The organism is Flavobacterium sp., assembly GCF_036782315.1.
GTDB lineage: Bacteria > Bacteroidota > Bacteroidia > Flavobacteriales > Flavobacteriaceae > Flavobacterium.
Genome location: NZ_DAIPZK010000001.1, coordinates 114,714 through 138,741 on the forward strand (window position 1 = coordinate 114,714; position 24,028 = coordinate 138,741).

Sequence of the window (24,028 nt, forward strand, 5' to 3'; positions counted from 1 at the left end):
TGAGTTATCTGATAATCATCACTTTTTTAACAGTAGAATCGGTAGCATCTTCTGAAGCTACAAAAATCATATATACTCCTGATGCTACTTTATGTTTTCCGAATGCTTTGGTATCCCATTCTATTGTTCCTCCTGCAGATGTGGTTTCGTATACTAAGTTTCCTTCTATATCAGTGATTTTAACATTAGCTTTGTCTGTCAAACCACTAATTTTAACTGTTCCCACGAAATTTGGTCGCACTGGATTTGGATAAACGAAAACATCACTTAAACTATTACTAGGTTTTGTTGAAGTTCCTAAAAATGACACCATTCCTTTATCCGTGACAAAAAACACTTCTCCTGAAACACCGTCTACCTCAATATCATTCACATTGTCGCTTGGCAATGGAGAGTTGTTTTTAGTAAAGCGATAAATTGTTTCTTGACCATCAGAAGACACCAAAAAAACACCTCCATCCGCGATAGAAACCCATTTTCTGTTAGCACCATCTACAGTAATATCTAAAATAGTTTGTTGGTAAAACAATTCTTGTGCTAAATCTCCTTCTTGAATAATTATAGCGTTTGTAGTTAATTCATCAGAAGAAATGAAACGATCAACACTTGATAATACTCTTAGACCTGCATAAGTTCCAATCCAAAGCTGATTTCTATTATCAACTGCAACACATCTTACGTCGTTATCAGGTAAATTTCCTGATGTAGAATTAATAACAATAAATTTATTATTGAAGTTTTCGTTAAAACCTACCAACCCATCATCAAGAGTAGGCACCCATTTGGTTCTATTCTTATCTATTGCCATTGGAGCATATCTACCTGTATTGACATTTGGAATAATCCCATTTAAATTATAAGATTGCCATTGTCCATTTGTACGCAAAACCTTTATTGCTTTATCTACAAAAGCATTGGTTACCCATAAATTTCCATCTCTGTCAAATGCTGGACTATTAATTCTAATATCAACATAACTTGGGTTTCCAGGAACTACCAAAGACTCTAAGCCGTTTGGACCTGTATTGGTATTATTGAAAAGCTGAATATTTTCGCCATCAATTTTAAGCAAACCTGAGAAATATGAAGTTGCATAAACTTGATTGGGATTAGTGGGGTTAATTATTATGTCAGAAATCGATTTTGCCTGAAACAAATTATTATACGGAATTAATTCCCAACCATTATCTTTTGAATATTTACTTATTCCAAACTCATCTAAAGCATAAGGATTATATTCTCTAGAATAATCACCATAAACTGCCCATAAGTAATTAGGTGCTTTTTTAACTCTAAAAATATAATTTCTAACAGGTCCGTTTGGCGACATTATTTCAAAGACTGTAGGATTGGCTAAAGTTGTTGAAAAAAGGCCATCTTTTTCTGTTCCAATATAAAGAATTCCACTTACTACAGTAGCTGCTTTAAAAATTGCGTTGAAATTAGGGATTTGAGTTATATGCGCAATTTGATTGTAATACTGATTTAAAACATAAACATGATTTTGAGTCGTTACAATTAACTCTGTTCCGTTGGTTTTGATTTTAAGTCCGGCTTGATTTTGATTTAAAACTTGTTGAAATATAGTGCCATTATATCGATAGGTTCTTGAATCGGTATTCATTGCAACCAATTGATTATTAAAAGTTACAATACCTAACCAAAAGCCTGTATCAAAAGTTTGCCATTGACTAAAATCATATAAATTTGGATTTGCTAAATCGCCTCTTCTAATTCCAAAACTTCGTGTTACAGCATAAATTTGATTATTTAAAACCGTAGTTTGTAACACTTCAGTTTCTTCTCCAGAAGTTCCAATAAAATATGTTATAATAAATTCAGAAGTCACTACATCCATAACGGAAATTCCATAATCTGTAGCTATATACAATTTCCCTTCGTGTTCATAAAAATCGTTGATTTTCTTTTTATTTGGCTGAACAGGAACTTCATTAATAATGTCTACCTTAGTGGAAATGGAACCATCTGAATTAATGATTAACAATAACCCATTTGCATTTCCTGCAAAAGTTTTGTTTGTTGCTTGTGAATAATGTATAGTAGTTATAGATTCAGGCTTAAAACCATTTATAGAATTAAAGATTTTTAAATCGTTTGAACCTATTGTTTTGGAAAAAATTGCGTTTTGAGTAGCAGCAAAAACCCCATTCGTTGCTGATTCAACATCTACTATTTCATTATACGAAAAATAACCTTTCCACAACTGATTGCTCTGTTGACCAAAGAAAATTTGGAAAATTAAAAATATAGAAATAGAAATTGCCTTTTTCATCGCATTTATTTGATACAAATATACTACAAACGTAATTAATTTAGTTTTGATATATTTTTAGAAAGAAAAAAGCTCTTTTAGTTTCCTAAAAGAGCTTTTAAAATATTAAAAATGTGATTATTAAACTACACCTTGAGCCAACATTGCGTCAGCTACTTTAACGAAACCAGCAATATTGGCTCCTTTAACATAGTTTACATAGCCATCTGCTTCTGTACCATATTTTTTACATTGGCCATGAATACCCGTCATGATATCTTTTAAACGTGCATCAACTTCTTCACTTGTCCAATTTAAACGGATAGAGTTTTGTGTCATTTCTAAACCAGATGCTGCAACACCACCTGCGTTAGCTGCTTTTCCAGGAGCAAATAAAACTTTAGCATCTAAGAATTGTTTGATTGCCTCTAAAGTACAAGGCATATTAGCTGCCTCTGTTACACACATTACCCCATTAGCAATTAATTTCTTAGCATCTTCTTCGTTAAGCTCATTTTGAGTAGCACAAGGAATAGCTATATCAACTTTAGCCTCCCATGGACTTTTACCTTTATGGAATACTGCACTTGGGAATTTTTCTGCAAAAACTTCAGCTCTATTATCTCCACTAGCTCTCATTTCTAACATGAAGTCAATTTTTTCACCAGAAATACCCTCGGCATCATAAATATAACCATCAGGACCCGAAATCGTAACTAATTTCCCTCCTAATTCGTTTACTTTCAAAGCAACTCCCCACGCTACGTTTCCGAAACCTGAGATAGCCACAGTTTTTCCAGAAATATTTTGACCAATAGTACCTAACATTTGTTGAGTGAAATACACCACACCATAACCTGTAGCTTCTGGGCGAATTAAAGAACCACCATAAGCCAAACCTTTTCCGGTTAAAACTCCTGTAAATTCGTTTCTAATTCTTTTATATTGACCAAACATGTATCCAATTTCTCTTGCTCCTACACCAATATCACCAGCTGGAACGTCTAAATCTGGACCAATATGACGACATAATTCTGTCATGAATGATTGACAAAAACGCATAATTTCAGCATCCGATTTTCCTTGTGGATCAAAATCAGAACCTCCTTTTCCACCACCCATAGGTAATGTAGTCAAACTGTTTTTGAAAACTTGTTCAAAAGCTAAAAATTTAAGCACTGATAAATTCACTGTTGGATGAAAACGAATTCCTCCTTTGTAAGGGCCGATAGCAGAATTCATTTGAATACGGAATCCTCTGTTTACTTGAATTTCTCCTTTGTCATCCACCCATGGCACTCTAAAAATAACCGAACGCTCAGGTTCTGCCATTCTTAAAAGTACATTTTTTCCGTCATACTTTTTCTCATTAGCAATAAAAGGCATTACTGTTTCAGCAAATTCTCTAACTGCTTGTAAAAATTCTGGTTCGTTTGGATTTTTGGCTTCAATAAGAGCCATAAAATCATTAATTTTTTGTTCCATTATACTATAAAACTTGTAGATAAACTAATTCGTTAAATATGTGTTTTTTTTCTTAAATTACGAATTTCGTAAAATTTAAGTCGACAAATATACATTTTAAAAATTACTTGGTATATTTTTAAGAAAAATTTATACCCTTCGTTGGTACAATATTTTCATATTTTTTTTGATAATGTTTTTTTATATGAGAAAAACATTCTTTTTTTTTTGAAGTGCAGTTTGTTTTTATATATTTGTCCGATAATGGAAATTTTTTACCGATGACTAAAAAAATTAAAACCCTACTAATAATGCTTTTAGGAGTCAATTTCTCCATGATGGCGCAATTTGGATTTTCTCATGAAGTCGGCGCTTTTGTTGGTGGAGTTGCTATGCAATCCGATTTTGGTGTTCGACATGATTTTGAAACTAACGCTGGAAATACAGGTTTTGGAGTTGGTTTAGTTCATTACATGAACTTTGCATATCGTGCCGAATGTAATTGTTATTCGCCAGAAACTTATTTTAATGATCACTTCAAAGTTCGTTCTGAATTGTCATATAATAGCACTCAATTACAACACTTTGGAAAATGGGTAGATAGAAATTCTTTCACTGCTGCTCAATTAAGAGCTATGAAAGGGGAAGCTAAAGTTACTGACATTGGTATGCAATTAGAATTTTTTCCATTAAGTATCCGTGAATTTACTGCTACTGATGGTGCTTTTGCTCCATTTATTGGATTAGGTGCACATTATTCTTTTTTCCAAAATGGAACTTATTCTGAATTAGGACCACTTGAAACTCCAATATCAACACCTATTAAATATTATGGTGCAACATCTTCCGAAGGAGGAAGCACATGGTCTGTAGTGGGGAGCGTTGGATCTCGTTATAAATTAACTGAACTTTCTGACTTATTTGTAGAGCTAAGATGGCAATATTACTTTTCAGACTGGGTAGATGGTTTAAATCCAGATCCTAAAGTGTGGACTGAAAATAAAGCTAATGATTGGAACTTATGGTTTCACTTTGGATACATTTATTATTTAGACTAATAAAAATTACTATATAAAAACCCGATTCTCACGAATCGGGTTTTTGTTTTTTATTATTCCTATTATTTAAAAGCTTGTTCTAGATCGGCTAATAAATCTTCAATATCTTCAATTCCAACACTCAAACGAACTAAATCATCTGAAATACCTACTTCTTTTCTTTTATCTTCTGGAATAGAAGCATGTGTCATTAATGCTGGGTGATTGGCTAATGATTCCACTCCTCCTAAAGATTCTGCTAAGGTGAAAACTTTTAAATTTTCTAAGAATTTAATTGCATCTTCTTTTTTACCTGATTTGAAAGTAAAGGTTACCATTCCACCAAAGCCGCTCATTTGCTTTTTAGCAATTTCATAAAATGGATGCGAAGCCAACCCTGGATAATACACTCTCTCCACTAAAGGATGATTGTTTAAATATGCTGCCACTTTCTCACCGTTTTCGCAATGACGTTGTACACGTAAATGCAAGGTTTTGATTCCTCTTAAAACCAAGAAAGAATCCATTGGTCCTAAAGTTGCTCCTGTTGCAAATTGTTTGAAGTGTAATTCTTCACCCAATGCTTTATCTTTTATGATTAATGCTCCTGCAATAACATCAGAATGTCCTCCTAAATATTTAGTAGCTGAATGCATTACAATATCAGCACCTAAATCTAATGGTTTTTGCAAATAAGGAGTGGCGAATGTATTATCAACTGCAAATAAAATATTATGTTTTTTTGTGATTTGAGCAATCGCAGCAATATCTGCTAATTTCATTAAAGGATTCGTTGGCGTTTCCACCCAAACTAATTTTGTATTTTCATTGATTAACGATTGGAATTTCTCCAAATCATTCATATCTACAAAATGAAATTTGATACCGCTATCTTTATATAATCTGGTAAACAATCTATAAGTTCCTCCGTATAAATCGTCCATTGCAATGATTTCGTCACCTGCTTTGAATAATCTCAACAAACAATCGGTTGCTGCTAATCCAGAAGAAAAAGCTAAACCTCTTGCTCCATTTTCGATACTAGCTAAAGCGTCTTCTAATGCGGTTCTTGTTGGGTTTGCTGCTCTACTGTATTCATAATCGCCCACCGGTTTCCCTGGACTTGATTGTACATAAGTCGAAGTTTGAAATACAGGTGGCATTACCGCTCCTGTTACTTTTTCATGATGTTGTCCACCATGTATCGTTTTCGTATTGAATTTCATTTTTTAAAAAATTTTTACAAAGGTAAATAAAAGTTGTTTGATGCTGCTTTTTGAATCGTTAACAATTCGCTAAATATATTTCTTAATCGACATCATAATTCCCAAATGAATGCCTTCGTGATAATTATTAAATTCCATCGCTTCTTTCCAAGTTCCCAAATGAAATCCTGTTTTCGTTTGATAGGGATGAAATTCTTTGAAAACACCAGCTTCAAAATCGGATTTGGTTTTTTCAACCATTTCTGATAATAATTTTTTGATTTCATCGACTTCCGCTTGCGTAGTTTTTCCATCTGGACGTGAACCGTTTTGATATTTTTCAAAAAGCGAATCTGAAATATGCATTGGTAAACCCGATAAAGCGTAAACCAATTTCTGTTGAGACACAATAACGTGACCGATGTTCCAAATTAAATTATTACTCATCCCTTCTGGGATTGTATTTAATTGTTCTAACGAATAATTGTCTAAAAAATTTTGATATAATCCACGGCTGGTTTGCCAAATTCTAAAAGTTGCTTCCATGTCTAATTTTTTTATAAAATTACTGATTTTTAGAATTGAAAAGACTGTATTTTTGCAAATCAAACCTTAAAATTGCTAATCATTAACGGAATGAAGAAAATATACTACTTAAAAACTTGTGATACTTGTAAAAAAATCATCAAATCACTACCTAATATTGAAGGTTTCATTTTTCAAGACATTAAAGAAGAACCTATCACAGTAAAACAATTGGAAGAAATGCATACATTGACTGGCAATTATGAGGTTCTTTTTAGTAAAAAAGCCAAACTTTATAAAGAAATGGGTTTAAAAGATGAAGTTTTAACTGAAGTAGATTTCAAACGTTACATTTTAGAACATTACACTTTCTTGGCGCGACCTGTAATTATGGTGAACCAAACTATTTTTGTAGGCAATAGTCCAAAAAACGTTCAAAAAACCATCGAATTTTTATCTAATGAGTAAAAGAGCTTGGGCATTATTTGCCGCTACCTTAGTTTCCATCATTTATGGGGTAACTTTTACGATTGCCAAAGACGTAATGCCAAAATATGTTGATGCTTTCGGATTTATCGTGATGCGTGTTGGTGGTTCAGTAATTTTATTTTGGCTCGTTTCATTTTTTGGACCCAAAGAGAAAATTGCTAAAGAAGATTTTCCTCGTATTGTTGCTGCAGCATTCTTCGGAGTGGCTTTTAATATGTTGACTTTTTTTAAAGGATTGAGCTATACTTCGCCGATTATGGGAGCCGTTTTAATGGTTACCACACCCATGATTGTCCTCGTTTTGTCTGCAATGATCATGAAAGAACGTATGGAAAACCGAAAAGTTTTAGGAATCATTTTAGGCTTAGCCGGAACCATAACTTTAATTTTGTACGGAAAATCATTAGTAAACGCGACAAACGCGAGTTTAGGAAATTTATTGGTTTTTGTAAATGCCGTTTCCTATGGATTTTACCTCATCATCGTAAAGAAATTAATGGATAAATACAACGCCTTTACCTTCGTAAAATGGATTTATACTTTTGGATTTTTGATGGTGTTACCTTTTGGTTGGGGCGAATTTCAAGCCGTAGATTTTGCTAATTTACCAATGGATATTATTTGGAAAATTGGTTTTGTTGTTGTGTTTTCAACCTTCTTAACCTATTTGCTAAATTTGGTTTCCATGCGCGAACTCAAACCAACAACCGTAGCAGTTTTCATCTATTTACAACCACTTTTTGCCACTATTTTCGCTGTAAGTTTAGGAAAAGACGACTTGAGTTTGGTGAAATTGATTTCAGCGGTGTTGATATTTGTCGGCGTTTATTTGGTAACCCAGAAAGCCTCCCCCAACCTCTCCAAAGGAGGGGAGAAAACTACCTAAGTAATTTTTCCTAGCTATATAAATCAGAAATAAATACACAAACTTATTCCCCCTTTGGGGGTTAGGGGGCATTTTCATATCTTTGAAGACATTTTTATAAAAAATATGATACACTCCATGACGGGTTTTGGGAAAGCTTCTTTGCAATTACCAAACAAAAAAATTACCGTAGAAATCAAATCGCTAAACAGTAAAGGTTTAGACTTAAATACGCGAATGCCATCGGTTTTTCGTGAAATGGAATTGGGTTTACGCAATCAAATTTCGCAGCGTTTAGAGCGTGGAAAGGTTGATTTTTCTCTTTATGTTGAAGTAACTGGTGAAGAAACATCTTCAAAAATCAATGTGCCAATTGTAAAAGGCTACATTAATCAAATGAAAGCCGTGATTCCAAATGCTGATGAAACGGAATTAATGAAAATGGCAGTTCGTATGCCCGATGCATTAAAAACAGAGCGCGACGAAATCGATGAAAACGAATGGAAGCAAATTCAAACCGTGATTGATGAAGCCTTGGAAAACATCACTAATTTTAGAAAAGACGAAGGCGCTTCTTTAGAAAAAGAATTCCAGTTACGCATCGCAAACATCAACAATTTAATGAACGAAGCGGTTTCTTACGATTCAGAACGCATTGAAACAGTAAAAACTCGTTTAAGAACAGCTCTAGAGGAACTAAAAGTAAATGTTGATGAAAATCGTTTCGAACAAGAATTGATTTTTTATCTAGAAAAATACGATATTACCGAAGAAAAAGTGCGTTTAGGCAACCATTTGAACTATTTCTTAGAAACCTTAAACGGAACGGAAGCTAACGGTAGAAAATTAGGTTTCATCACACAAGAAATGGGAAGAGAAATCAATACCATGGGTTCAAAATCGAATCATTCTGAAATGCAAAAATTGGTAGTAATGATGAAAGATGAATTAGAAAAGATTAAGGAGCAAGTTTTAAACGTTTTATAGTTTAAGCCACAGATTACACAAATTTTCACGGATTAAAATCGTTATAATCCTTTAATCCGTGGCAAAAATAACAACACAATGACCAAAGGAAAATTATTAGTATTCTCTGCGCCATCAGGTTCAGGAAAAACCACTATAGTACGACATTTATTAGCCCAACCCGATTTGAATTTAGAATTTTCGATTTCGTGTACAACGCGTGCGCCTCGTGGAGAAGAAGTACATGGAAAAGATTATTATTTTATCTCATGGGACGAATTCAAAAAGCACATTAAAGCGGAAGATTTCGTGGAATGGGAAGAAGTATACACTGATAATTTCTATGGCACATTAAAAGCCGAAGTAGAGCGTATTTGGGCATTAGGCAAACACGTGATTTTTGATATTGACGTTGCGGGCGGATTGCGTATTAAAAGCAAATTTCCAAACGAAACATTAGCGGTTTTCGTAAAACCACCAAGCGTAGATGAATTAAAACGTCGTCTAAAACAACGTTCAACGGAAAGTGACGACAAAATCAACATGCGAATTGCAAAAGCCCACGTAGAATTAGCTACCGCGCCACAGTTTGATACCATCATCAAAAATTATGATTTAGATGTGGCAAAAGAAGAAGCATACAAATTGGTAAAAGATTTTATTAGCAAATAGTAAAAAATGAAAGTTGGATTGTATTTCGGAACGTTTAATCCCATTCACATTGGGCATTTAATTATTGCCAATCACATGGCAGAACATTCCGATTTGGACCAAATTTGGATGGTGGTAACGCCGCACAATCCGCACAAGCAGAAAAGTTCGTTGTTAGATGATTACCATCGTTTGCACATGGTGCATTTGGCAACGGAAGATTATCCAAAAATTCAACCTTCGGATATAGAATTCAAATTACCACAGCCGAATTATACCGTAAATACTTTAGCACATTTACAAGAAAAATTTCCAAAACACGAATTTTCTTTGATCATGGGCGAAGACAATTTGAACTCGCTTCACAAATGGAAAAACTACGAAGTCATTTTGCAAAACCACAATATTTATGTCTATCCGCGACTAAATTCTGGTGAAATTGATGAGCAATTTGTCAATCATCCAAAAATCCATCGAGTAGGCGCGCCTGTAATTGAATTGTCCTCTACTTTCATTCGCGAAAGCATTAAAAAAGGTAAAAATGTAGTTCCGATGTTGCCGAATAAAGTTTGGGAATATGTGGAACATAATTTGTTTTATAAGAAGTAAACTTAACATTCCTTTACCATTCGTTCCGAATCCCATTCCGTAACTTTGCGAAGATGCTGAACTAAATTCAGCTTGACAATACTATGAACAACTTCGAATTATACAATCCTGTAAATTATGTCTTTGGAAAAGGACAAATCGCAAAACTAACTGATTTAGTTCCAACAAATACTAAAATTCTGCTAGCTTATGGCGGTGGAAGTATCTTCAAAAATGGCGTTTACGACCAAGTAAAAACTGCTTTACCGAATCACGATATCGTAGAATTTGGTGGCATTGAACCAAATCCACGTTTTGAAACCTTAATGAAAGCGGTTGAAATTATTCGTGCTGAAAAAATTGGTTTCATTTTGGCTGTTGGTGGCGGAAGTGTGATTGATGGCGTGAAATTTATTTCGGCAGCTGTAAATTTCGAAGGTGATGAAGCCGATATTTTGAAGAAACGAATCTTGTTTAAAGATGTTTCCAAAGTAATTCCTTTCGGAACCGTTTTAACCTTACCTGCAACAGGTTCGGAAATGAATTCAGGCGCTGTAGTTACGATTGAAGCTACGCAAGAAAAATTAACGTTAGGTGGAAGTGCTTTATTTCCAGTTTTTTCAATTGTGGATCCAACGGTAATTACTTCGTTACCAAAAAGACAATTACAAAACGGAGTTGTGGATGCGTTCACACACGTTATGGAACAATATTTAACCTATACGCATGATGCTTTATTGCAAGACCGAATTTCAGAAAGTATTTTACAAACCCTAATTGAAATTGGTCCTGATGTTGTAGAAAATCCGAGCGATTATAAATTAGCTTCTAACTTTGTTTGGAGTGCTACCATGGCATTGAATGGCTTACTTCAAAAAGGAGTTCCTTCCGATTGGGCAACGCATATGATTGGTCATGAATTAACGGCTTTGTACGAAATTGACCATGCGAGAACATTGGCAATCATTGGTCCAAATTTATATCGCGTAATGTTCGACACGAAAAAAGACAAATTAGCACAATATGGGCAACGCATTTGGAATATTCAAGGCAATTCAAGTGAAGAAATTGCCGAAAAAGCAATCGAAAAAACAGTTGAATTCTTCCATAAAATGGGCATGAAAACCAAAATTTCTGAAAACGCAGAAAACATCGAAAAAACTGCCGATTTTATCGTAAATCGTTTCGAAGAAAGAGGTTGGAAAGCCATGGGTGAAAAGCAAAACATCACTTTAGAAAAAGTAAGAGCTATTGTGGAAATGAGTTATTAAAGAACACCTATTCATCATAATAAAGGCACGGAGTTTTTCTTCGTGCCTTTTTATTAAAAAGAGTTTCGCAAACGTTTTTTGTAAATCCTTTTTAAATGCCTATTTTTGATGTTCTAAATTAAATCGTAAAATGGAAAAAAAGCCAAAATTTGCAGTCATTGGAGGAGGAAGTTGGGCTACTGCAATTGCGAAAATGCTTTGTGAAAATCAAGACGAAATTGCTTGGTATATGCGAAGTACTTATGCTATTGAGCATTTAAAACATCAAAAACACAATCCAAATTATTTGAGTTCGGTTGCGTTTGACACCAATAAATTAAAACTTACAAATGACATCAACGAAGCGGTGGCTTATGCTGATTATTTGATTTTTGTTATTCCTTCAGCTTTTTTGAGCAAAGAATTGGAAAGCCTAACCGAAAGTTTAGAAGGAAAAATCATTTTTTCAGCGATTAAAGGAATTGTTCCTGAATCGAGCTTAATTGTAGGCGAACATTTTCATACTAAATACGATATTCCTTTTGAAAATATTGGTGTAATTACCGGACCTTGTCATGCTGAAGAAGTAGCTATGGAGCGTTTATCTTACTTAACCATTGCGTGTAGCGATAAGAAAAAAGCCAAATTTGTAGCAAAAAATTTGAGTTCACACTACATCAAAGCGAAAACAACAGATGATATCATTGGAACTGAATATGCAGCGGTATTAAAAAATATTTATGCTATAGCAGCTGGAATTGCACATGGTTTAGGCTATGGCGATAACTTCCAAGCGGTTTTGATGAGTAATGGAATTCGCGAAATGAAGAAATTCATTCGTAAGGTACACAAAATGAAACGTAACATTAATAATTCTGCTTATTTAGGCGATTTATTGGTTACAGGATATTCCGTATTTTCTCGAAATAGAATGTTTGGAAACATGATTGGAAAAGGCTACACGGTAAAATCAGCACAAATGGAAATGAGCATGATTGCAGAAGGTTATTATGCCGTGAAAAGCGCTTACAAATTAAATCAAGAATATGGTGCCGACACTCCAATTATTGATGCTGTTTACAAAATTTTATACGAAAACAAAGATGCTAAAACGGTTTTCAAAGCCTTAACTGAAAAATTAAATTAAATCCATGTTATTTACCTTAAAAGCAGGCGCAATGGATCATTTAGTTGACCATCCAGGAATTATTACAGCTTTTACTATTACCATCATTGCTATGCTGGTATTAGATTTAGGTGTTTTAAACAAAAAAAGCCATGTAATTTCCAATCGTGAAGCTGCTATTTGGTCTGTGATTTGGATTTCGCTTGCTATGGGTTTTAGTGGTATTATTTATCACTACATGGGAGCTGAAAAATTCATGCAATTTCAAGGTGCATACTGGATTGAAAAAGCACTTTCGGTTGATAATTTATTCGTTTTCATTTTAGTTTTTGGTTATTTTAATGTAGCGAAAGAAGCCCAACATAAAGTATTATTCTGGGGTGTAATTGGTGCTTTGGTTTTTAGGGCAATATTCATTTTTGCAGGGGTTTGGTTGTTGAATTACACCTATTTACCTGAAATGGAGCTTTTTGGACATTTGGTTAAAATCAACTATTTGTTAACAATTTTCGGATTGATATTAATTGTTGCCGGAATTAAATCGGCACTGAGTCAGGAAGAAGATGAAGGAAGTAAAGATTTTACAAAAAGTCCAGGTGCGCGATTTGTGTATAAATTTTTCAATGTAACCCATCAATACGATGGCGATAAATTCTTCACAATTGAAAACGGACTTAAAGTAGCAACGCCTTTATTTGTGGTAGTCGCTATTGTTGAATTTACCGACTTATTATTTGCAATTGACAGTATTCCAGCAATTTTTGCTATTGCGCCAGATGACCCATTTATTCTTTATACGTCGAATATTTTTGCGATTTTAGGATTACGTTCGTTGTATTTCCTTTTAGCGAACTTTATGTACATGTTCAGTAAATTGAAATATGGATTAGGATTTATACTAGCTTTTATCGGAACTAAAATGATTATAGCACCTTTTTATCATGTTCCTACAAGCTTGTCGTTATCTGTAGTTGGTGGAGCTTTGATCTTGTCTGTAATCGCTTCTTTGTTGTTTCCTGACAAGGATTAAAACTTATTCGAAATATACTTCAGGATTATCTGTAATTTTCAACTTCAAAATATATTCTTTGAATTTATTTTTTTTGGATATATCCCAATTTTTTATTGTGGTATCATTCAATTCTTTTAATACAATTTTTTCCAAATACGATTTCTCGGTTCCGGCTTTATAGCCTGTTTCAAAATCTTTTAAGCTGTCTAAATTGTTTATCCAATACTGAAAAAAACCATTTTCAGTAGAAATTACAACTTGTTTTAAGATTATGTAACTTTTTTTAGTTGGTAGCTCTTCTTTTTTAAACGACTCAAAAAGTTCTTGCGATATTTTTTTGAGTAAAGTTTCATTTTTATTTACCAACAGTAAATCGCAATAAGCATAAAGCGTTTTTACTGTTCGATCGCCTTTATCGTATTTAGATTTTAAACCCGAAGATCTATAATCGGGATGTTTTGCCTTTTTACCTTCGTTAATGATATGTTCAGCATCTACGTTAACACCGCTATGATGCAAGAATTGTTTATCCTTATCAAAATACAAAAGTACCGGAACGCTGTTAAAATGAAGATTGGCCGCTTCTATAAATGCGTTATCTTCATCCGCTAAAGAACCATTTGTATTCATAGCATAATTGATGAAATTTTTATTGTAATAAGCTGTAACTAAAGAATCGCTTTTAAGTAAGTCACCCAAACGTTTACATACTGAACAATCGGAATTATAATATTCGATAAAAACAATCTTATTTTGCTCTTTTGCCTTTTTAAAAGCTTCCTTTAATGAAGGTTCAAAAACAACTTGTGCCGAAATAGTATTTGATAAAATTAAAAATACGATATAAAAAAGCGTTCTTTTCATATTTCCTTTATTTACAATTGTAAAATTAAAACTAAAAAGAAAGCTAAGTTGTTAATCAATTGTTATTTAAGAATAAATAGGTTTTGCTCAAATTCATTCTTTGAGAAAATTTTATAAAAGAAATTGCAAAAATGATAGTAAAACAGAATCAATCGGTTTGAATTAAATGTTTAATTTTTTGATGGAATATAGTTAAAAGACGTTTTATATCTTGTAATTCCTTTTCATCAATTGTGTGGCTCGTTTTGCATTTTTCTTCTACACTTTTAAGCATTTTCAATAAATCGACTTCTTGAAATTGACAAATCATCGTTTGCATTTTATGAGCAATTGCTCCTATTACTTTTAGGTTTGCTTCTTCAACTGCTTGCTCAAAAGTAGCTTTATCCTTTTCAAAATCGGTTAAATAATTTTTTAAGAACTCGATGATTTTATTTTTATCATCACCAATAAATGTTATGAGAAATTCAGGAAACACTTTATTATCACTTTTTTTAATTGTTATGCTTTTTTGAGAAATCTCGGAAATTAAAGTCAACAACTGAGAAGACGTGTAAGGCTTTGACAGAAAATAATCAAAACGATGCTCGGTTAAAAAATCTTTATCTTCGGGCAGGTTTCCACTAATGGCTACTATAGGAATAGACTTGAATGTTTCAGATGTTTTAACCAATTTTAAAAATTCAAAACCATTCATTAAAGGCATTTGAATATCAGTAATCACTAACGAAACTTTATTGTTTTCTATGAATTGAATTGCTTTTTCTCCATTAGTAAAACTTAATACTTGATTAAAATAAGGTTGTAATAATGACTTTGTAAGTTCTAATTGATTTTCATCATCATCGAGCAATACACAAGTATCCAACTCAATTTTATTTATTCTTTTAGTTGGTGGAACAGGTTTAATAGGTAAAGAAATTTGAAATTTTGAACCTACATTTTCTTCACTTTGCACCGTAATTGTACCTTCTAATAATTGAATTAATCGATTGCAAATAGACAAACCTAATCCAGTTCCTCCAAAAAGAATTTCTATTTGACTGTTGGCTTGTGTAAACGGTTTAAATATTTTCTCTATATCGTTTTTAGAAATACCAATTCCGGTATCTTCAATACTAATTTGGAGTTTATTTTCAACAATATTAGTTATTACAGAAACACTTCCTTTCTTTGTAAACTTAAAAGCATTTCCCATTAAATTATATAAAATTTGACGGAGTTTATTGTAATCACCATAATAAGTAAAACCATTAGTCGCTTCAATTTTCAAAATCAATTCAAGTGCTTTTTCTTGATTTAAATCGGCAATATTTTGAGCAGTTTCTTTTACTAAATCGTTTATTACAAAAGCGGTTTCAATAACTGAAACTTTTCCTTTTTCCATTCGAACATAATCTAACAATCCAGATACTAATTGCTGAATGTAATGCGTTGCTGATTTTATTTTGATTAAAGAATCTCTGTTTTTAAATTGACTTTCTGAAGCTAATAATTTTTCAGTGTTACCTAATAAAGATTGTAAAGGAGTTTTTATATCATGACTAACTGTCATCATTAATTGTTCTCGTGATTCGAGTAATTTTTCAGTTTTTTGCTTTTCAATTTCAAGTTCTTGACGATACATTTTGTTCTTGAAAAAATCAAACGACAACAACAAAAAGAAAAAAAGTACTACTATTAAGCAGGTCATAGCTGCTATTTGCAACAGATCTAAAGTTTTTTTCTGATTTTCAGTTTTAATACTTAGTATTTTTCTTTCTTCTAATTCGGCTGCACTTCGCAATCGAAAAATAACATCGGATAATTCTTGAGTTATTAAAAGTTCGTTTTGAAGCAATTCAATTTCTTTGTTTTTAATGACAATTAAACGTTGGTTGGTTTTTTTTTGTGCGTCTTCTAATATTTTTTTGGAAGCGGTTAAAACCGAATCTGCTTCTGCATTTGAAATGGTATTGGTAGAATCTTTAGGAACGTTTTTATTAAGGTAATTGATGTAATCTTCAGCAATTTTTTTCTCGTACGGAGTCAATTGATTCGGATTTTTAACAAAATTATTCAATGTCAATTTTCCTTTTACATCTTCTAAGTTTTTGATTTTTTGCAATGCAATTCCAATAGCTGATTTTTCATTTACTTTTTGTAATTTCCTTAAATTAAGAATACTTTGTTCTTTGTGCTTCAAATAAGTTGTCAAAGTATCTAACAATACTCTTTCGGCAGCTAAGTCGTTGTTTTTTAGAAACTCAATTTTAGAAATAACCAATGCGTTTTTCTTTAAAAAAACCGTTTGAGAGTTTTCATCAAAAGTTTGTAATGCCGCGCGCGCATGATTATCTGATTCGTATAAATCACGAATTAATTCAGTGTAAATCAGTTGTTTTTTATCGCTGTTTTCAATGGCGATTTGATTGTTTAAATTGGCTTGTTGTTTGAATAAAAACCAAACTGCAATTGCCATTAAACCTAGTAATAATAAATAACTGATTAGTAATTTTAATGAAGTATACTTTGAGAATTCCGTCATTCTATAAAAATAGAAAAAAGAAAACTAAACTTTCATTTTTTAACAGTTTATTATTTGATTTCTATTTCATCTACAAAAATAAACGCATCGCCACCAAATCCTTGATGCCAATCGGGTAATTTGCCGAAGTTTTTAGCGATTACTTTTACGTAACGTGCTTTTTTACCTTTAATTTCGTTAGATGTGAAATTTAGAATGGTATTTTCTTCTAATTTTGGATCTAGCGTATTGGCAACCGAACCGAAAAACGTAAAATTTACATTATCTTCTGAAATATAATAATCAACTTTTGTTGGCATTAAAATCCAAGAACGTTGGTCTTGTAAAAAGCGAGTTGAAATTTCATTAATATTTTTCACTTCTTTTAAATCGACAACCGCTTCAAAATCCTGACTTTGGTAGCCTTGCCAATCGCCTTTTCTCCAGTTTTCGGTTCCTAAAATACCATCTAACAACCCTTCTGGACCACCGGCATGATATTGCGGATTATAAACTGATTTGATATTGATACTGTAATTATTGGGTTTTTTGAAAAAAGTTGCAGAAATGGTGTTGCTTTGTCCTTCATTTGTTTTCACATACGCTTCAACAGTTGAAGTTTGCGATATTTCAAAAGGTTTTATGTAAGGAACAAACTGTTTCTTAGCCAAATGATCATTTTTATCACTAATCATGAAATAAATCACATCTTTTGAATTTTGAGATTTCAATTCAATCTTCAATTTATCTTTAAATGATTTGCTAGTGGCTTGAATTACTGGAACGGGAATAACATCATTATAGTTTATTATGGGAAATCTCAAGTAATTTTCATTAAAACCAAAATTAGAATTATCAACAAATTTTCTTTCTTTACTAATTACTTCATCAGTACCATTTTCAAGTTTTACTTTAATTTCATCAAAAAAGGGCTCAATTAGAGTCCAATTAAAGTTCCGATTTCCAGGAGTAACATTGTAAATCCCCATCGAACTCAACACATACCAAGCACTCATTTGACCACAATCTTCGTTTCCAATTAAACCATCTGGTGTGTTTGTGTAGAAATTATCTAAAATATACTTGACTTTTGCATTCGTTTTTTCGGGTTTTCCCACGTAATTATACAAATACGCCATGTGGTGACTTGGTTCGTTTCCGTGTGCATATTGCCCAATTAAACCGGTTACATCTACTTGTTCTCTTCCTGTAGTTTTGCTTTCGCTGTTGAACATTTCGTCTAACTTGGCTTCAAATTTTTCAGGTCCACCATAAGCTTTAATCATTCCGTTAATATCTTGTGGTACGAAAAATGAATATTGCCATGAATTTCCTTCGGTAAAATTATTGTTGACTTCTCTTGGGTCGAAAGGTTTGTCCCAACCTCCATTTTTCTTTGGACGCATGAAACCGGTTTCCCAATCGAAAATGTTTTTCCAGTTTTGAGAACGTTTCATGAAATATTGATAATCCTCTTGCTTGTTTAGAATCTGTGCCATTTGCGCAATACACCAATCGTCATACGCATATTCTAAGGTTTTTGAAACGCTTTCGTGTTCGTCATCTATCGAAATAAAACCGTTTTTCTTATAGGCATCCAAACCTAAAACATCACGCATCGCAGAAGCTTTACTCGCTTCAAAAGCTTTTTCGTAATCAAACCCTTTTATTCCTTTTGCCATCGCATCTGCAATTACAGAAACCGAATGATAGCCGATCATACAATCGGTTTCATTAGATGCTAATTCCCAAACCGGTAATCTTCCTCCTTGTTCATATTGTTTGATGAAAGTGTTGATGTAATCAGAAGTTCGTTTTTTATCAATCAAAGTATACAACGGATGCGCGCCTCTAAACGTGTCCCACAACGAGAACACCGTGTAATAATCAAATCCTTCTGCAACATGAATTTTATTGTCTCTACCGCGATATTTTCCGTCTAAATCTTGTGCGATATTTGGTTGCATCATGGTGTGATATAATGCTGTGTAGAAAATCGCTAATTTGTCTTTATCATTAGAAGTAACTTCAATTTTTGATAATTCTTTATTCCAAAGCGCAATAGCATCTTTATGAACTTTTTCAAAATCCCAATGTTTGATTTCAGAACTGTTTAGTTTGGCTCCTTCATAACTTGTTGGTGAAAGTGATACTTTTACGAGGATTTTTTCGCCTTTTTTGACTTGTTTAGAGAAACTTAATGCTAATATTTTATCAGAATAATAATTTTTATCTTTCAGACTATTAGCTTGATTTTTATTTAATTTCATTGGAACGTTAAACTCAATTCGAGCATAAACATATTGATCTCTTGCCCAAGCTTCACTTCTTCGTAATACTTCAATAGTTTTATCATCAATTATATTAACCCTTCCTTCCAATAATTTATCGCGATGATTTAAATCTAAAATAATATTAGCTTGACCATTTTTATTAAACGTATATTCATGAAAACCAACACGAGTTGAAGTAGTTAAACGAACATCGATATTGTGTTTGTCTAATTTAACAGAATAAAATCCAGCGGAAGCTTTTTCATTGGCATGAGAAAAAGTAGAAGAATACACTTTATTATCAAACGAAGGTTCGCCCATAGTTGGCATCAACATGATATCACCATAATCGGAAACACCAGTTCCATTCAAATGCGTGTGCGAAAATCCGTAAATTACAGTATCGGAATAATGATAACCTCCACAGCCATCCCAACTGCCGTCTATTCTAGTGTCTGGAGAAAGTTGTACCATCCCGTAAGGAACCGTTGCGCCGGGAAAAGTATGTCCGTGACCGCCTGTTCCAATAAATGGGTTGACGTGTTTGGCGTAATCTTGTGCTTGTGAAATTGTTGTAGTTAATAAGGCTAAAGCAATAAGAAATGGTTTCATGTTGTGTTGTTGAAAAATTTCTTAAAGGTAAAAATATTTTCTAATTGTTGTAAGGATAAAGCTATTTTTGAGTTTTTACCACATAGAAACATAGGTTTTTTCTTGTTTTGCTTTTAGGTGTTACACTTTGTTGAGATTACATAGAAATTTTAACATATAAGTCATATAAGAAAGTTTGAAAAGTTATGGTTTATAAGAGTTTATATAAGTTTTCTATGTTTACTATGTAAAATGAAATGCCTTAACTTTTATAAAGTTAATCTATGTTTCTATGTGGTGAAACTCTTTAAATTAGCTTTGAAAAATAAAAACCACGAAAACAGAAATCAATTCATGTATGCGTGGCTTTGTTGTTATAATACCTACAAGGTTTTGGAAACCTTGCAGGAGAATATGTTAATTTGCAAAAACGCCTCTTTTGTTGATGATTGGTAAATCCGCAGTGGCTTTTTCGTTGATGGTATTTACTCGAAATACGAAGGTTTTATCGTATAATTGTCCGTTTGAAAAATACGACAACATAAATTCGTTGTTCAATTGTAAAACATTATTTTCTAACAATTCAACTTTAACCGCGGTTCTTGGTTCAACTTTAGCAAACGCATGACGGAATGTTCCTGTTTTGCGTTCTTCGCCATTGATTAAACCATAAGCGCGTGAAACTACCATAGCCATTTCCAATAGATTATCAGTGTCGTTTACTAAGTAAGCGTACCAAGAATTCTCCATAAAATCGTCGTTCCATTCTTGAAAAGCTACAATGTGAACACCTTCTACTTTTGGGATGATAATGTCTTTTTTCATATTTTGAAGAATCCTGACAGGTTTCGAAAACCTGTCAGGATTTTAAATTATATACTCGATTTGAATTGCTCTAAGAAACGAACGTCGTTTTCGTAAAACATACGGATATCACCAATTTGGTACAACAACATGGCAATACGCTCTACTCCCATTCCGAAAGCAAAACCAGTGTGTTCGTCTGGATTGATGCCGCAATTTTTCAATACGTTTGGATCTACCATTCCGCAACCACCAATTTCTAACCAACCAGTTCCTTTGGTAATTCTGTAATCGGTTTCTGTTTTTAATCCCCAATAAATATCGATTTCAGCACTTGGTTCTGTAAATGGAAAATACGACGGACGCAAACGGATTTTCGATTTTCCGAACATTTCTTTGGTAAAATACAACAAAGTCTGTTTTAAATCGGCAAAGGAGACGTCTTTGTCAATATACAAGCCTTCCACTTGATGGAAAATACAGTGCGAACGCGAAGAAACAGCCTCGTTACGGAATACTCTTCCTGGAGAAATCGTACGAATAGGCGGTTTGTTATTTTCCATATAACGCACTTGCACTGATGAAGTGTGAGTACGCAACAAAACATCAGGATTGGTTTGAATAAAAAACGTATCCTGCATATCTCTTGCTGGATGGTATTCTGGTAAATTTAATGCCGTGAAATTGTGCCAATCATCCTCGATTTCTGGACCTTCAGACACGTTGAAACCAATGGTTGAAAAAATATCAATCATTTGGTTTTTTACAATAGAAATTGGGTGACGAGAACCAATGTTCATCGCTTCTCCTGGACGCGTGGTGTCGCCGTAAATTCCTTTTGCTTCTTCTTTATTTTCTAAAGCGTCTTGAATGGATTTTACCTTTTCTTCTGCCGAAGTTTTCAATTCGTTGATTACTTGACCAAATTCTTTCTTTTGTTCGTTTGGAACATTTTTGAATTCGGCAAAAAAATCTTTCAACAAGCCTTTACTTCCTAAATACTTGATTCGGAAGGCTTCTAATTGTTCTTTATTATCGGTTTGAAAAGCTTTTACTTCTTCAATATGGGCTTTAATCGTTTCTATCATCGCTTGTTGTATAAAGGTGCAAATTTATGGATTTTTAATGAAAGTAAACAGTCTCAGTCACAGTTTTCAGAATTTACAAATTTGCCAACTGCGACTGCGACTGAAAACTAATCTATCAACTCTTTTTCTAAAAAGTAGCTTACAATTGCTTCTTTCATTAGTACCGCTTGCTCGCCTGCTTTTAGTGGTGGCAATTCTTCTTTTACTTTGTAATGCGGCCAACCATCGTTGTCGAAATATTCAAATTCGTAGTAACCGTAAGGTTCTAACAAACGGCAAATGGCGATGTGCATCAGGTTTACTTTTTCGTCTTTTTTGAAAGTAGCATGAATTTTTCCTAATTCTTGCACGCCAATTAAATAGATGATTCCCTCTAAATCAAGGGTTTCACCATCTGCAAATTTATTTGATAATATAGTGACAACGCTTTCCCAACGCTGTTTTAATTGTTCGTCTCTGGACATGTTTTTGGGTTTAAGGTGATGGGTGATGGGTGATGGGTTCCAATGACCAATTACCGATAACCAATTACCAAATTTCTTGCAAAGATAACAACAGAAAACCACTTTCAACAATTCTTTTATCTTTGTTCTTTATTCTATTTTCTTTCAAATGAGTTTTATTGATATTGTTTTTGCGGTTTTATGGGGTTTTGCAGTTTATAAAGGATTAAAAAACGGACTTTTTGTTGAAGTTGCTTCGTTTGTAGCTTTGATTTTAGGAATTTACTTAGCGATTAAATTTTCGAATTTAGTAGGTGCGATTTTTACTGGATTTGTTCCGAGTTGGAATCCGAAATATATTGAAATAACCGCTTTTATAATAACGTTTATCATGGTTTTGATTGGAATTCATTTAAGCGCAAAAATTCTAAACAAATTAGCAGATTTTGCTTTTTTAGGTTGGATTAACAAATTCGCTGGCGTTATTTTTAGTTTGTTGAAAACAATTTTAGCATTGAGTGTTGTACTTTTTATTTTTGAGAAAATCAACATTAATAACATGCTACTTTCAAAAGAAACACAAGAGAATTCTATTTTTTATAATCCAATTCAAAATATTTCAAAAGCGATTTATCCTACGATTGAAGGTTGGTATGAAGAGTTGAAGAAAGAAGTTGAGGGCGAGGAGTAAAAGGTTCGACAAGCTCATTCTGAAAACTTTCAACTGAAAACTGAACACTATTCCTTCACTTCTCTAATCGCTTCTTTATCAATCCACGCTTTGGTTTTGTCGGTAAGTTCTACTTGTTTCCAGTTGCCTAATTCTTCTAATACAAAAACTTTTGTGCCTTCGTGAAGCGTTACTACATCTTCCGAACTGTTTTTAGGTTCGGCTTTCAAAGTTGTTGCTTCTGCAAAAACGATGGCTGGATTGTAATTCGCATCAAATTTCTTCTGTAAAAATGCGGAGAAAACCGTTACTCCAATTCCGACTAAAAACAACAGAAATAAACTGAAAAAAGTACGTTTTAAAAACACGGTATTTCCAAAATAATACCCTAAAAACGAAAGTAAACTCAGGAAAGCAATAAATACAGCAATCCAAGCCCAAGTATCATAATGAAATATGCTTGTGAATTCTTTTACCATTTTCTTGAAACCGACTTCAGGAAGGATTTTAATGTCGTCTATCGCCATTTTTTGAGCAAATGACAGATTGGTTTGTATGGCTTCGTCATCTGGGTTTAAAAGCAATGCTTTTTCGTAATTGTAAATCGATGGTGCTACTTTTCCTAATTTGTAATAGCAATTGGCAATATTAAAATACAAATCGGTCGATTCGTTTCCTTGATTTACAATGCTTTCGAAAGATTGTAAAGCTTGTTCATAATCGCCTTTTTTGTATAAATCGTTTGCTTTTTTGAAGGTAGCATCGATGGATTCACTTGCTAAGGCGAATTGAAATGTGAATATGAAAAGGAGAATGTATTTTTTCATTTTTAATCTTTTTTTTAACCGCAAAGAGCACAAGGAATGCACTATGAGCACTATTTTTTTATTTCAAATTTAGCCACTAAAGTGGTCACTAAGCTTTGGCTATAATATTCCGTTGATGACTCTTTGTACTCCGTTTTTTAAAAGTTTGACATTAAAATTAATTAACAACCCCAATTTACAATCGGTCAATTTTAAATAGGTTAATAACTGTGCTAAATGAACTTCGTTTAATGTTTCAACTGCTTTGATTTCAACAATAAATTTATCTTCAATAATTATATCTATTCTATAACCAACATCTAACTTTACTTCTTCATAAACTAGAGGTAATGGTTTTTGTTTTTCAACTTTAAGATTCGATTTCTTTAACTCGTAATATAGGCATTCTTCATATGCACTTTCAAGTAAACCCGGACCCAATGCTTTATGGACTCGTAAAGCACAATCAAATACTATTTTAGAAATTTCTTGTTCCGTCATAATTTATTTTTTGTGTTCGTTGTGCCTTCTTT

Annotated in this window: 22 protein-coding genes; 10 read left to right on the plus strand and 12 right to left on the minus strand. The window is 33.1% G+C overall.

What is annotated here, in order from left to right; translation table 11 throughout:
* Positions 1-4: 4 nt before the first annotated feature.
* Together porZ and gdhA are read right to left on the minus strand one after the other, a co-directional pair.
* Complete coding sequence (porZ, locus tag V7P59_RS00445) at positions 5-2,293, minus strand: type IX secretion system anionic LPS delivery protein PorZ (RefSeq protein ID WP_333807597.1); 2,289 nt, start codon at positions 2,291-2,293, stop codon at positions 5-7.
* A gap of 120 nt (positions 2,294-2,413) precedes the next feature.
* Positions 2,414-3,757 carry an NADP-specific glutamate dehydrogenase gene (gdhA, locus tag V7P59_RS00450; RefSeq protein WP_333807598.1) on the minus strand — a complete coding sequence of 448 codons (1,344 nt, stop codon included), beginning with the start codon at positions 3,755-3,757 and terminating at the stop codon, positions 2,414-2,416.
* A 260-nt stretch (positions 3,758-4,017) separates the two neighbouring features.
* Between gdhA and V7P59_RS00455 the strand changes: the two genes are divergently transcribed.
* Positions 4,018-4,794: a THC0290_0291 family protein gene (locus tag V7P59_RS00455; protein ID WP_333807599.1), complete on the plus strand. Its 777-nt coding sequence runs from the start codon at positions 4,018-4,020 to the stop codon at positions 4,792-4,794.
* A gap of 62 nt (positions 4,795-4,856) precedes the next feature.
* Here V7P59_RS00455 and V7P59_RS00460 read toward each other — a convergent pair whose 3' ends face one another.
* Both V7P59_RS00460 and V7P59_RS00465 read right to left on the minus strand, forming a co-directional pair.
* Positions 4,857-5,999, minus strand: coding sequence for a cystathionine gamma-synthase (locus V7P59_RS00460; RefSeq protein WP_333807600.1), 1,143 nt, complete (start codon positions 5,997-5,999; stop codon positions 4,857-4,859).
* A 69-nt stretch (positions 6,000-6,068) separates the two neighbouring features.
* Complete coding sequence (locus tag V7P59_RS00465) at positions 6,069-6,524, minus strand: DinB family protein (RefSeq protein ID WP_333807602.1); 456 nt, start codon at positions 6,522-6,524, stop codon at positions 6,069-6,071.
* A gap of 90 nt (positions 6,525-6,614) precedes the next feature.
* Here V7P59_RS00465 and V7P59_RS00470 point away from each other — a divergent pair, with 90 nt between their 5' ends.
* The 8 genes from V7P59_RS00470 to V7P59_RS00505 all read left to right on the plus strand — a co-directional run bounded on the left by V7P59_RS00470 (position 6,615) and on the right by V7P59_RS00505 (position 13,468).
* Positions 6,615-6,971, plus strand: a complete 357-nt coding sequence (locus V7P59_RS00470; RefSeq protein ID WP_333807604.1) for an arsenate reductase family protein — start codon at positions 6,615-6,617, stop codon at positions 6,969-6,971.
* The gene (locus V7P59_RS00475) at positions 6,964-7,878 is read left to right on the plus strand and encodes a DMT family transporter (protein ID WP_333807606.1); all 915 of its coding nucleotides are present in this window, start codon (positions 6,964-6,966) and stop codon (positions 7,876-7,878) included. Before V7P59_RS00470 ends, V7P59_RS00475 begins: the two co-directional genes overlap by 8 nt.
* Positions 7,879-7,983: 105 nt before the next feature.
* Positions 7,984-8,844 carry a YicC/YloC family endoribonuclease gene (locus tag V7P59_RS00480; protein WP_333807608.1) on the plus strand — a complete coding sequence of 287 codons (861 nt, stop codon included), beginning with the start codon at positions 7,984-7,986 and terminating at the stop codon, positions 8,842-8,844.
* Positions 8,845-8,922: 78 nt separating this feature from the next.
* Positions 8,923-9,495, plus strand: a complete 573-nt coding sequence (gene gmk / locus V7P59_RS00485; RefSeq protein WP_333807610.1) for a guanylate kinase — start codon at positions 8,923-8,925, stop codon at positions 9,493-9,495.
* Positions 9,496-9,501: 6 nt separating this feature from the next.
* Entirely contained in the window at positions 9,502-10,083 is a 582-nt protein-coding gene (gene nadD, locus V7P59_RS00490) for a nicotinate (nicotinamide) nucleotide adenylyltransferase (protein ID WP_333807612.1), read from the plus strand.
* Positions 10,084-10,166: 83 nt separating this feature from the next.
* Positions 10,167-11,333 (plus strand): iron-containing alcohol dehydrogenase, encoded by a 1,167-nt coding sequence (locus V7P59_RS00495; RefSeq protein ID WP_333807614.1) that lies wholly within the window; start codon positions 10,167-10,169, stop codon positions 11,331-11,333.
* A 130-nt stretch (positions 11,334-11,463) separates the two neighbouring features.
* Positions 11,464-12,459, plus strand: a complete 996-nt coding sequence (locus V7P59_RS00500; RefSeq protein WP_333807615.1) for an NAD(P)H-dependent glycerol-3-phosphate dehydrogenase — start codon at positions 11,464-11,466, stop codon at positions 12,457-12,459.
* Positions 12,460-12,490: 31 nt separating this feature from the next.
* On the plus strand, positions 12,491-13,468 hold the full coding sequence (locus V7P59_RS00505) for a TerC family protein (RefSeq protein ID WP_333808090.1): 978 nt from the start codon (positions 12,491-12,493) through the stop codon (positions 13,466-13,468).
* A gap of 3 nt (positions 13,469-13,471) precedes the next feature.
* Here V7P59_RS00505 and V7P59_RS00510 read toward each other — a convergent pair whose 3' ends face one another.
* The 6 genes from V7P59_RS00510 to V7P59_RS00535 form a co-directional block, all read right to left on the minus strand.
* Positions 13,472-14,314: a thioredoxin family protein gene (locus V7P59_RS00510; RefSeq protein WP_333807617.1), complete on the minus strand. Its 843-nt coding sequence runs from the start codon at positions 14,312-14,314 to the stop codon at positions 13,472-13,474.
* Positions 14,315-14,462: 148 nt separating this feature from the next.
* Positions 14,463-16,841 carry a hybrid sensor histidine kinase/response regulator gene (locus V7P59_RS00515; RefSeq protein ID WP_333807619.1) on the minus strand — a complete coding sequence of 793 codons (2,379 nt, stop codon included), beginning with the start codon at positions 16,839-16,841 and terminating at the stop codon, positions 14,463-14,465.
* A 50-nt stretch (positions 16,842-16,891) separates the two neighbouring features.
* The gene (locus V7P59_RS00520) at positions 16,892-19,705 is read right to left on the minus strand and encodes a GH92 family glycosyl hydrolase (protein WP_333807621.1); all 2,814 of its coding nucleotides are present in this window, start codon (positions 19,703-19,705) and stop codon (positions 16,892-16,894) included.
* 396 nt (positions 19,706-20,101) lie between these two features.
* Entirely contained in the window at positions 20,102-20,509 is a 408-nt protein-coding gene (locus V7P59_RS00525; RefSeq protein ID WP_250580163.1) for a hypothetical protein, read from the minus strand.
* A gap of 47 nt (positions 20,510-20,556) precedes the next feature.
* On the minus strand, positions 20,557-21,576 hold the full coding sequence (gene pheS / locus V7P59_RS00530) for a phenylalanine--tRNA ligase subunit alpha (RefSeq protein WP_333807624.1): 1,020 nt from the start codon (positions 21,574-21,576) through the stop codon (positions 20,557-20,559).
* A 107-nt stretch (positions 21,577-21,683) separates the two neighbouring features.
* On the minus strand, positions 21,684-22,040 hold the full coding sequence (locus tag V7P59_RS00535) for a hypothetical protein (protein WP_194093791.1): 357 nt from the start codon (positions 22,038-22,040) through the stop codon (positions 21,684-21,686).
* A 148-nt stretch (positions 22,041-22,188) separates the two neighbouring features.
* On the opposite strand from V7P59_RS00535, the gene V7P59_RS00540 reads away from it, so the two are divergent.
* Complete coding sequence (locus tag V7P59_RS00540; RefSeq protein ID WP_333807628.1) at positions 22,189-22,710, plus strand: CvpA family protein; 522 nt, start codon at positions 22,189-22,191, stop codon at positions 22,708-22,710.
* Between the two features lie 47 nt (positions 22,711-22,757).
* Here the strand turns inward: V7P59_RS00540 and V7P59_RS00545 are convergent, their stop codons facing one another.
* Together V7P59_RS00545 and V7P59_RS00550 are read right to left on the minus strand one after the other, a co-directional pair.
* Entirely contained in the window at positions 22,758-23,516 is a 759-nt protein-coding gene (locus tag V7P59_RS00545; protein WP_333807630.1) for a tetratricopeptide repeat protein, read from the minus strand.
* Between the two features lie 99 nt (positions 23,517-23,615).
* Entirely contained in the window at positions 23,616-23,996 is a 381-nt protein-coding gene (locus V7P59_RS00550) for a GxxExxY protein (RefSeq protein WP_333807632.1), read from the minus strand.
* Positions 23,997-24,028 lie beyond the last annotated feature (32 nt).

Excerpts from the sequence above, each read along its gene's own strand:
- porZ (WP_333807597.1), bottom strand. The coding sequence starts at position 2,293 with ATGAAAAAGGCAATTTCTATTTCTATATTTTTAATTTTCCAAATTTTC.
- gdhA (WP_333807598.1), bottom strand. The coding sequence starts at position 3,757 with ATGGAACAAAAAATTAATGATTTTATGGCTCTTATTGAAGCCAAAAAT.
- V7P59_RS00455 (WP_333807599.1), top strand. The coding sequence starts at position 4,018 with ATGACTAAAAAAATTAAAACCCTACTAATAATGCTTTTAGGAGTCAAT.
- V7P59_RS00460 (WP_333807600.1), bottom strand. The coding sequence starts at position 5,999 with ATGAAATTCAATACGAAAACGATACATGGTGGACAACATCATGAAAAA.
- V7P59_RS00465 (WP_333807602.1), bottom strand. The coding sequence starts at position 6,524 with ATGGAAGCAACTTTTAGAATTTGGCAAACCAGCCGTGGATTATATCAA.
- V7P59_RS00470 (WP_333807604.1), top strand. The coding sequence starts at position 6,615 with ATGAAGAAAATATACTACTTAAAAACTTGTGATACTTGTAAAAAAATC.
- V7P59_RS00475 (WP_333807606.1), top strand. The coding sequence starts at position 6,964 with ATGAGTAAAAGAGCTTGGGCATTATTTGCCGCTACCTTAGTTTCCATC.
- V7P59_RS00480 (WP_333807608.1), top strand. The coding sequence starts at position 7,984 with ATGATACACTCCATGACGGGTTTTGGGAAAGCTTCTTTGCAATTACCA.
- gmk (WP_333807610.1), top strand. The coding sequence starts at position 8,923 with ATGACCAAAGGAAAATTATTAGTATTCTCTGCGCCATCAGGTTCAGGA.
- nadD (WP_333807612.1), top strand. The coding sequence starts at position 9,502 with ATGAAAGTTGGATTGTATTTCGGAACGTTTAATCCCATTCACATTGGG.
- V7P59_RS00495 (WP_333807614.1), top strand. The coding sequence starts at position 10,167 with ATGAACAACTTCGAATTATACAATCCTGTAAATTATGTCTTTGGAAAA.
- V7P59_RS00500 (WP_333807615.1), top strand. The coding sequence starts at position 11,464 with ATGGAAAAAAAGCCAAAATTTGCAGTCATTGGAGGAGGAAGTTGGGCT.
- V7P59_RS00505 (WP_333808090.1), top strand. The coding sequence starts at position 12,491 with ATGGATCATTTAGTTGACCATCCAGGAATTATTACAGCTTTTACTATT.
- V7P59_RS00510 (WP_333807617.1), bottom strand. The coding sequence starts at position 14,314 with ATGAAAAGAACGCTTTTTTATATCGTATTTTTAATTTTATCAAATACT.
- V7P59_RS00515 (WP_333807619.1), bottom strand. The coding sequence starts at position 16,841 with ATGACGGAATTCTCAAAGTATACTTCATTAAAATTACTAATCAGTTAT.
- V7P59_RS00520 (WP_333807621.1), bottom strand. The coding sequence starts at position 19,705 with ATGAAACCATTTCTTATTGCTTTAGCCTTATTAACTACAACAATTTCA.
- V7P59_RS00525 (WP_250580163.1), bottom strand. The coding sequence starts at position 20,509 with ATGAAAAAAGACATTATCATCCCAAAAGTAGAAGGTGTTCACATTGTA.
- pheS (WP_333807624.1), bottom strand. The coding sequence starts at position 21,576 with ATGATAGAAACGATTAAAGCCCATATTGAAGAAGTAAAAGCTTTTCAA.
- V7P59_RS00535 (WP_194093791.1), bottom strand. The coding sequence starts at position 22,040 with ATGTCCAGAGACGAACAATTAAAACAGCGTTGGGAAAGCGTTGTCACT.
- V7P59_RS00540 (WP_333807628.1), top strand. The coding sequence starts at position 22,189 with ATGAGTTTTATTGATATTGTTTTTGCGGTTTTATGGGGTTTTGCAGTT.
- V7P59_RS00545 (WP_333807630.1), bottom strand. The coding sequence starts at position 23,516 with ATGAAAAAATACATTCTCCTTTTCATATTCACATTTCAATTCGCCTTA.
- V7P59_RS00550 (WP_333807632.1), bottom strand. The coding sequence starts at position 23,996 with ATGACGGAACAAGAAATTTCTAAAATAGTATTTGATTGTGCTTTACGA.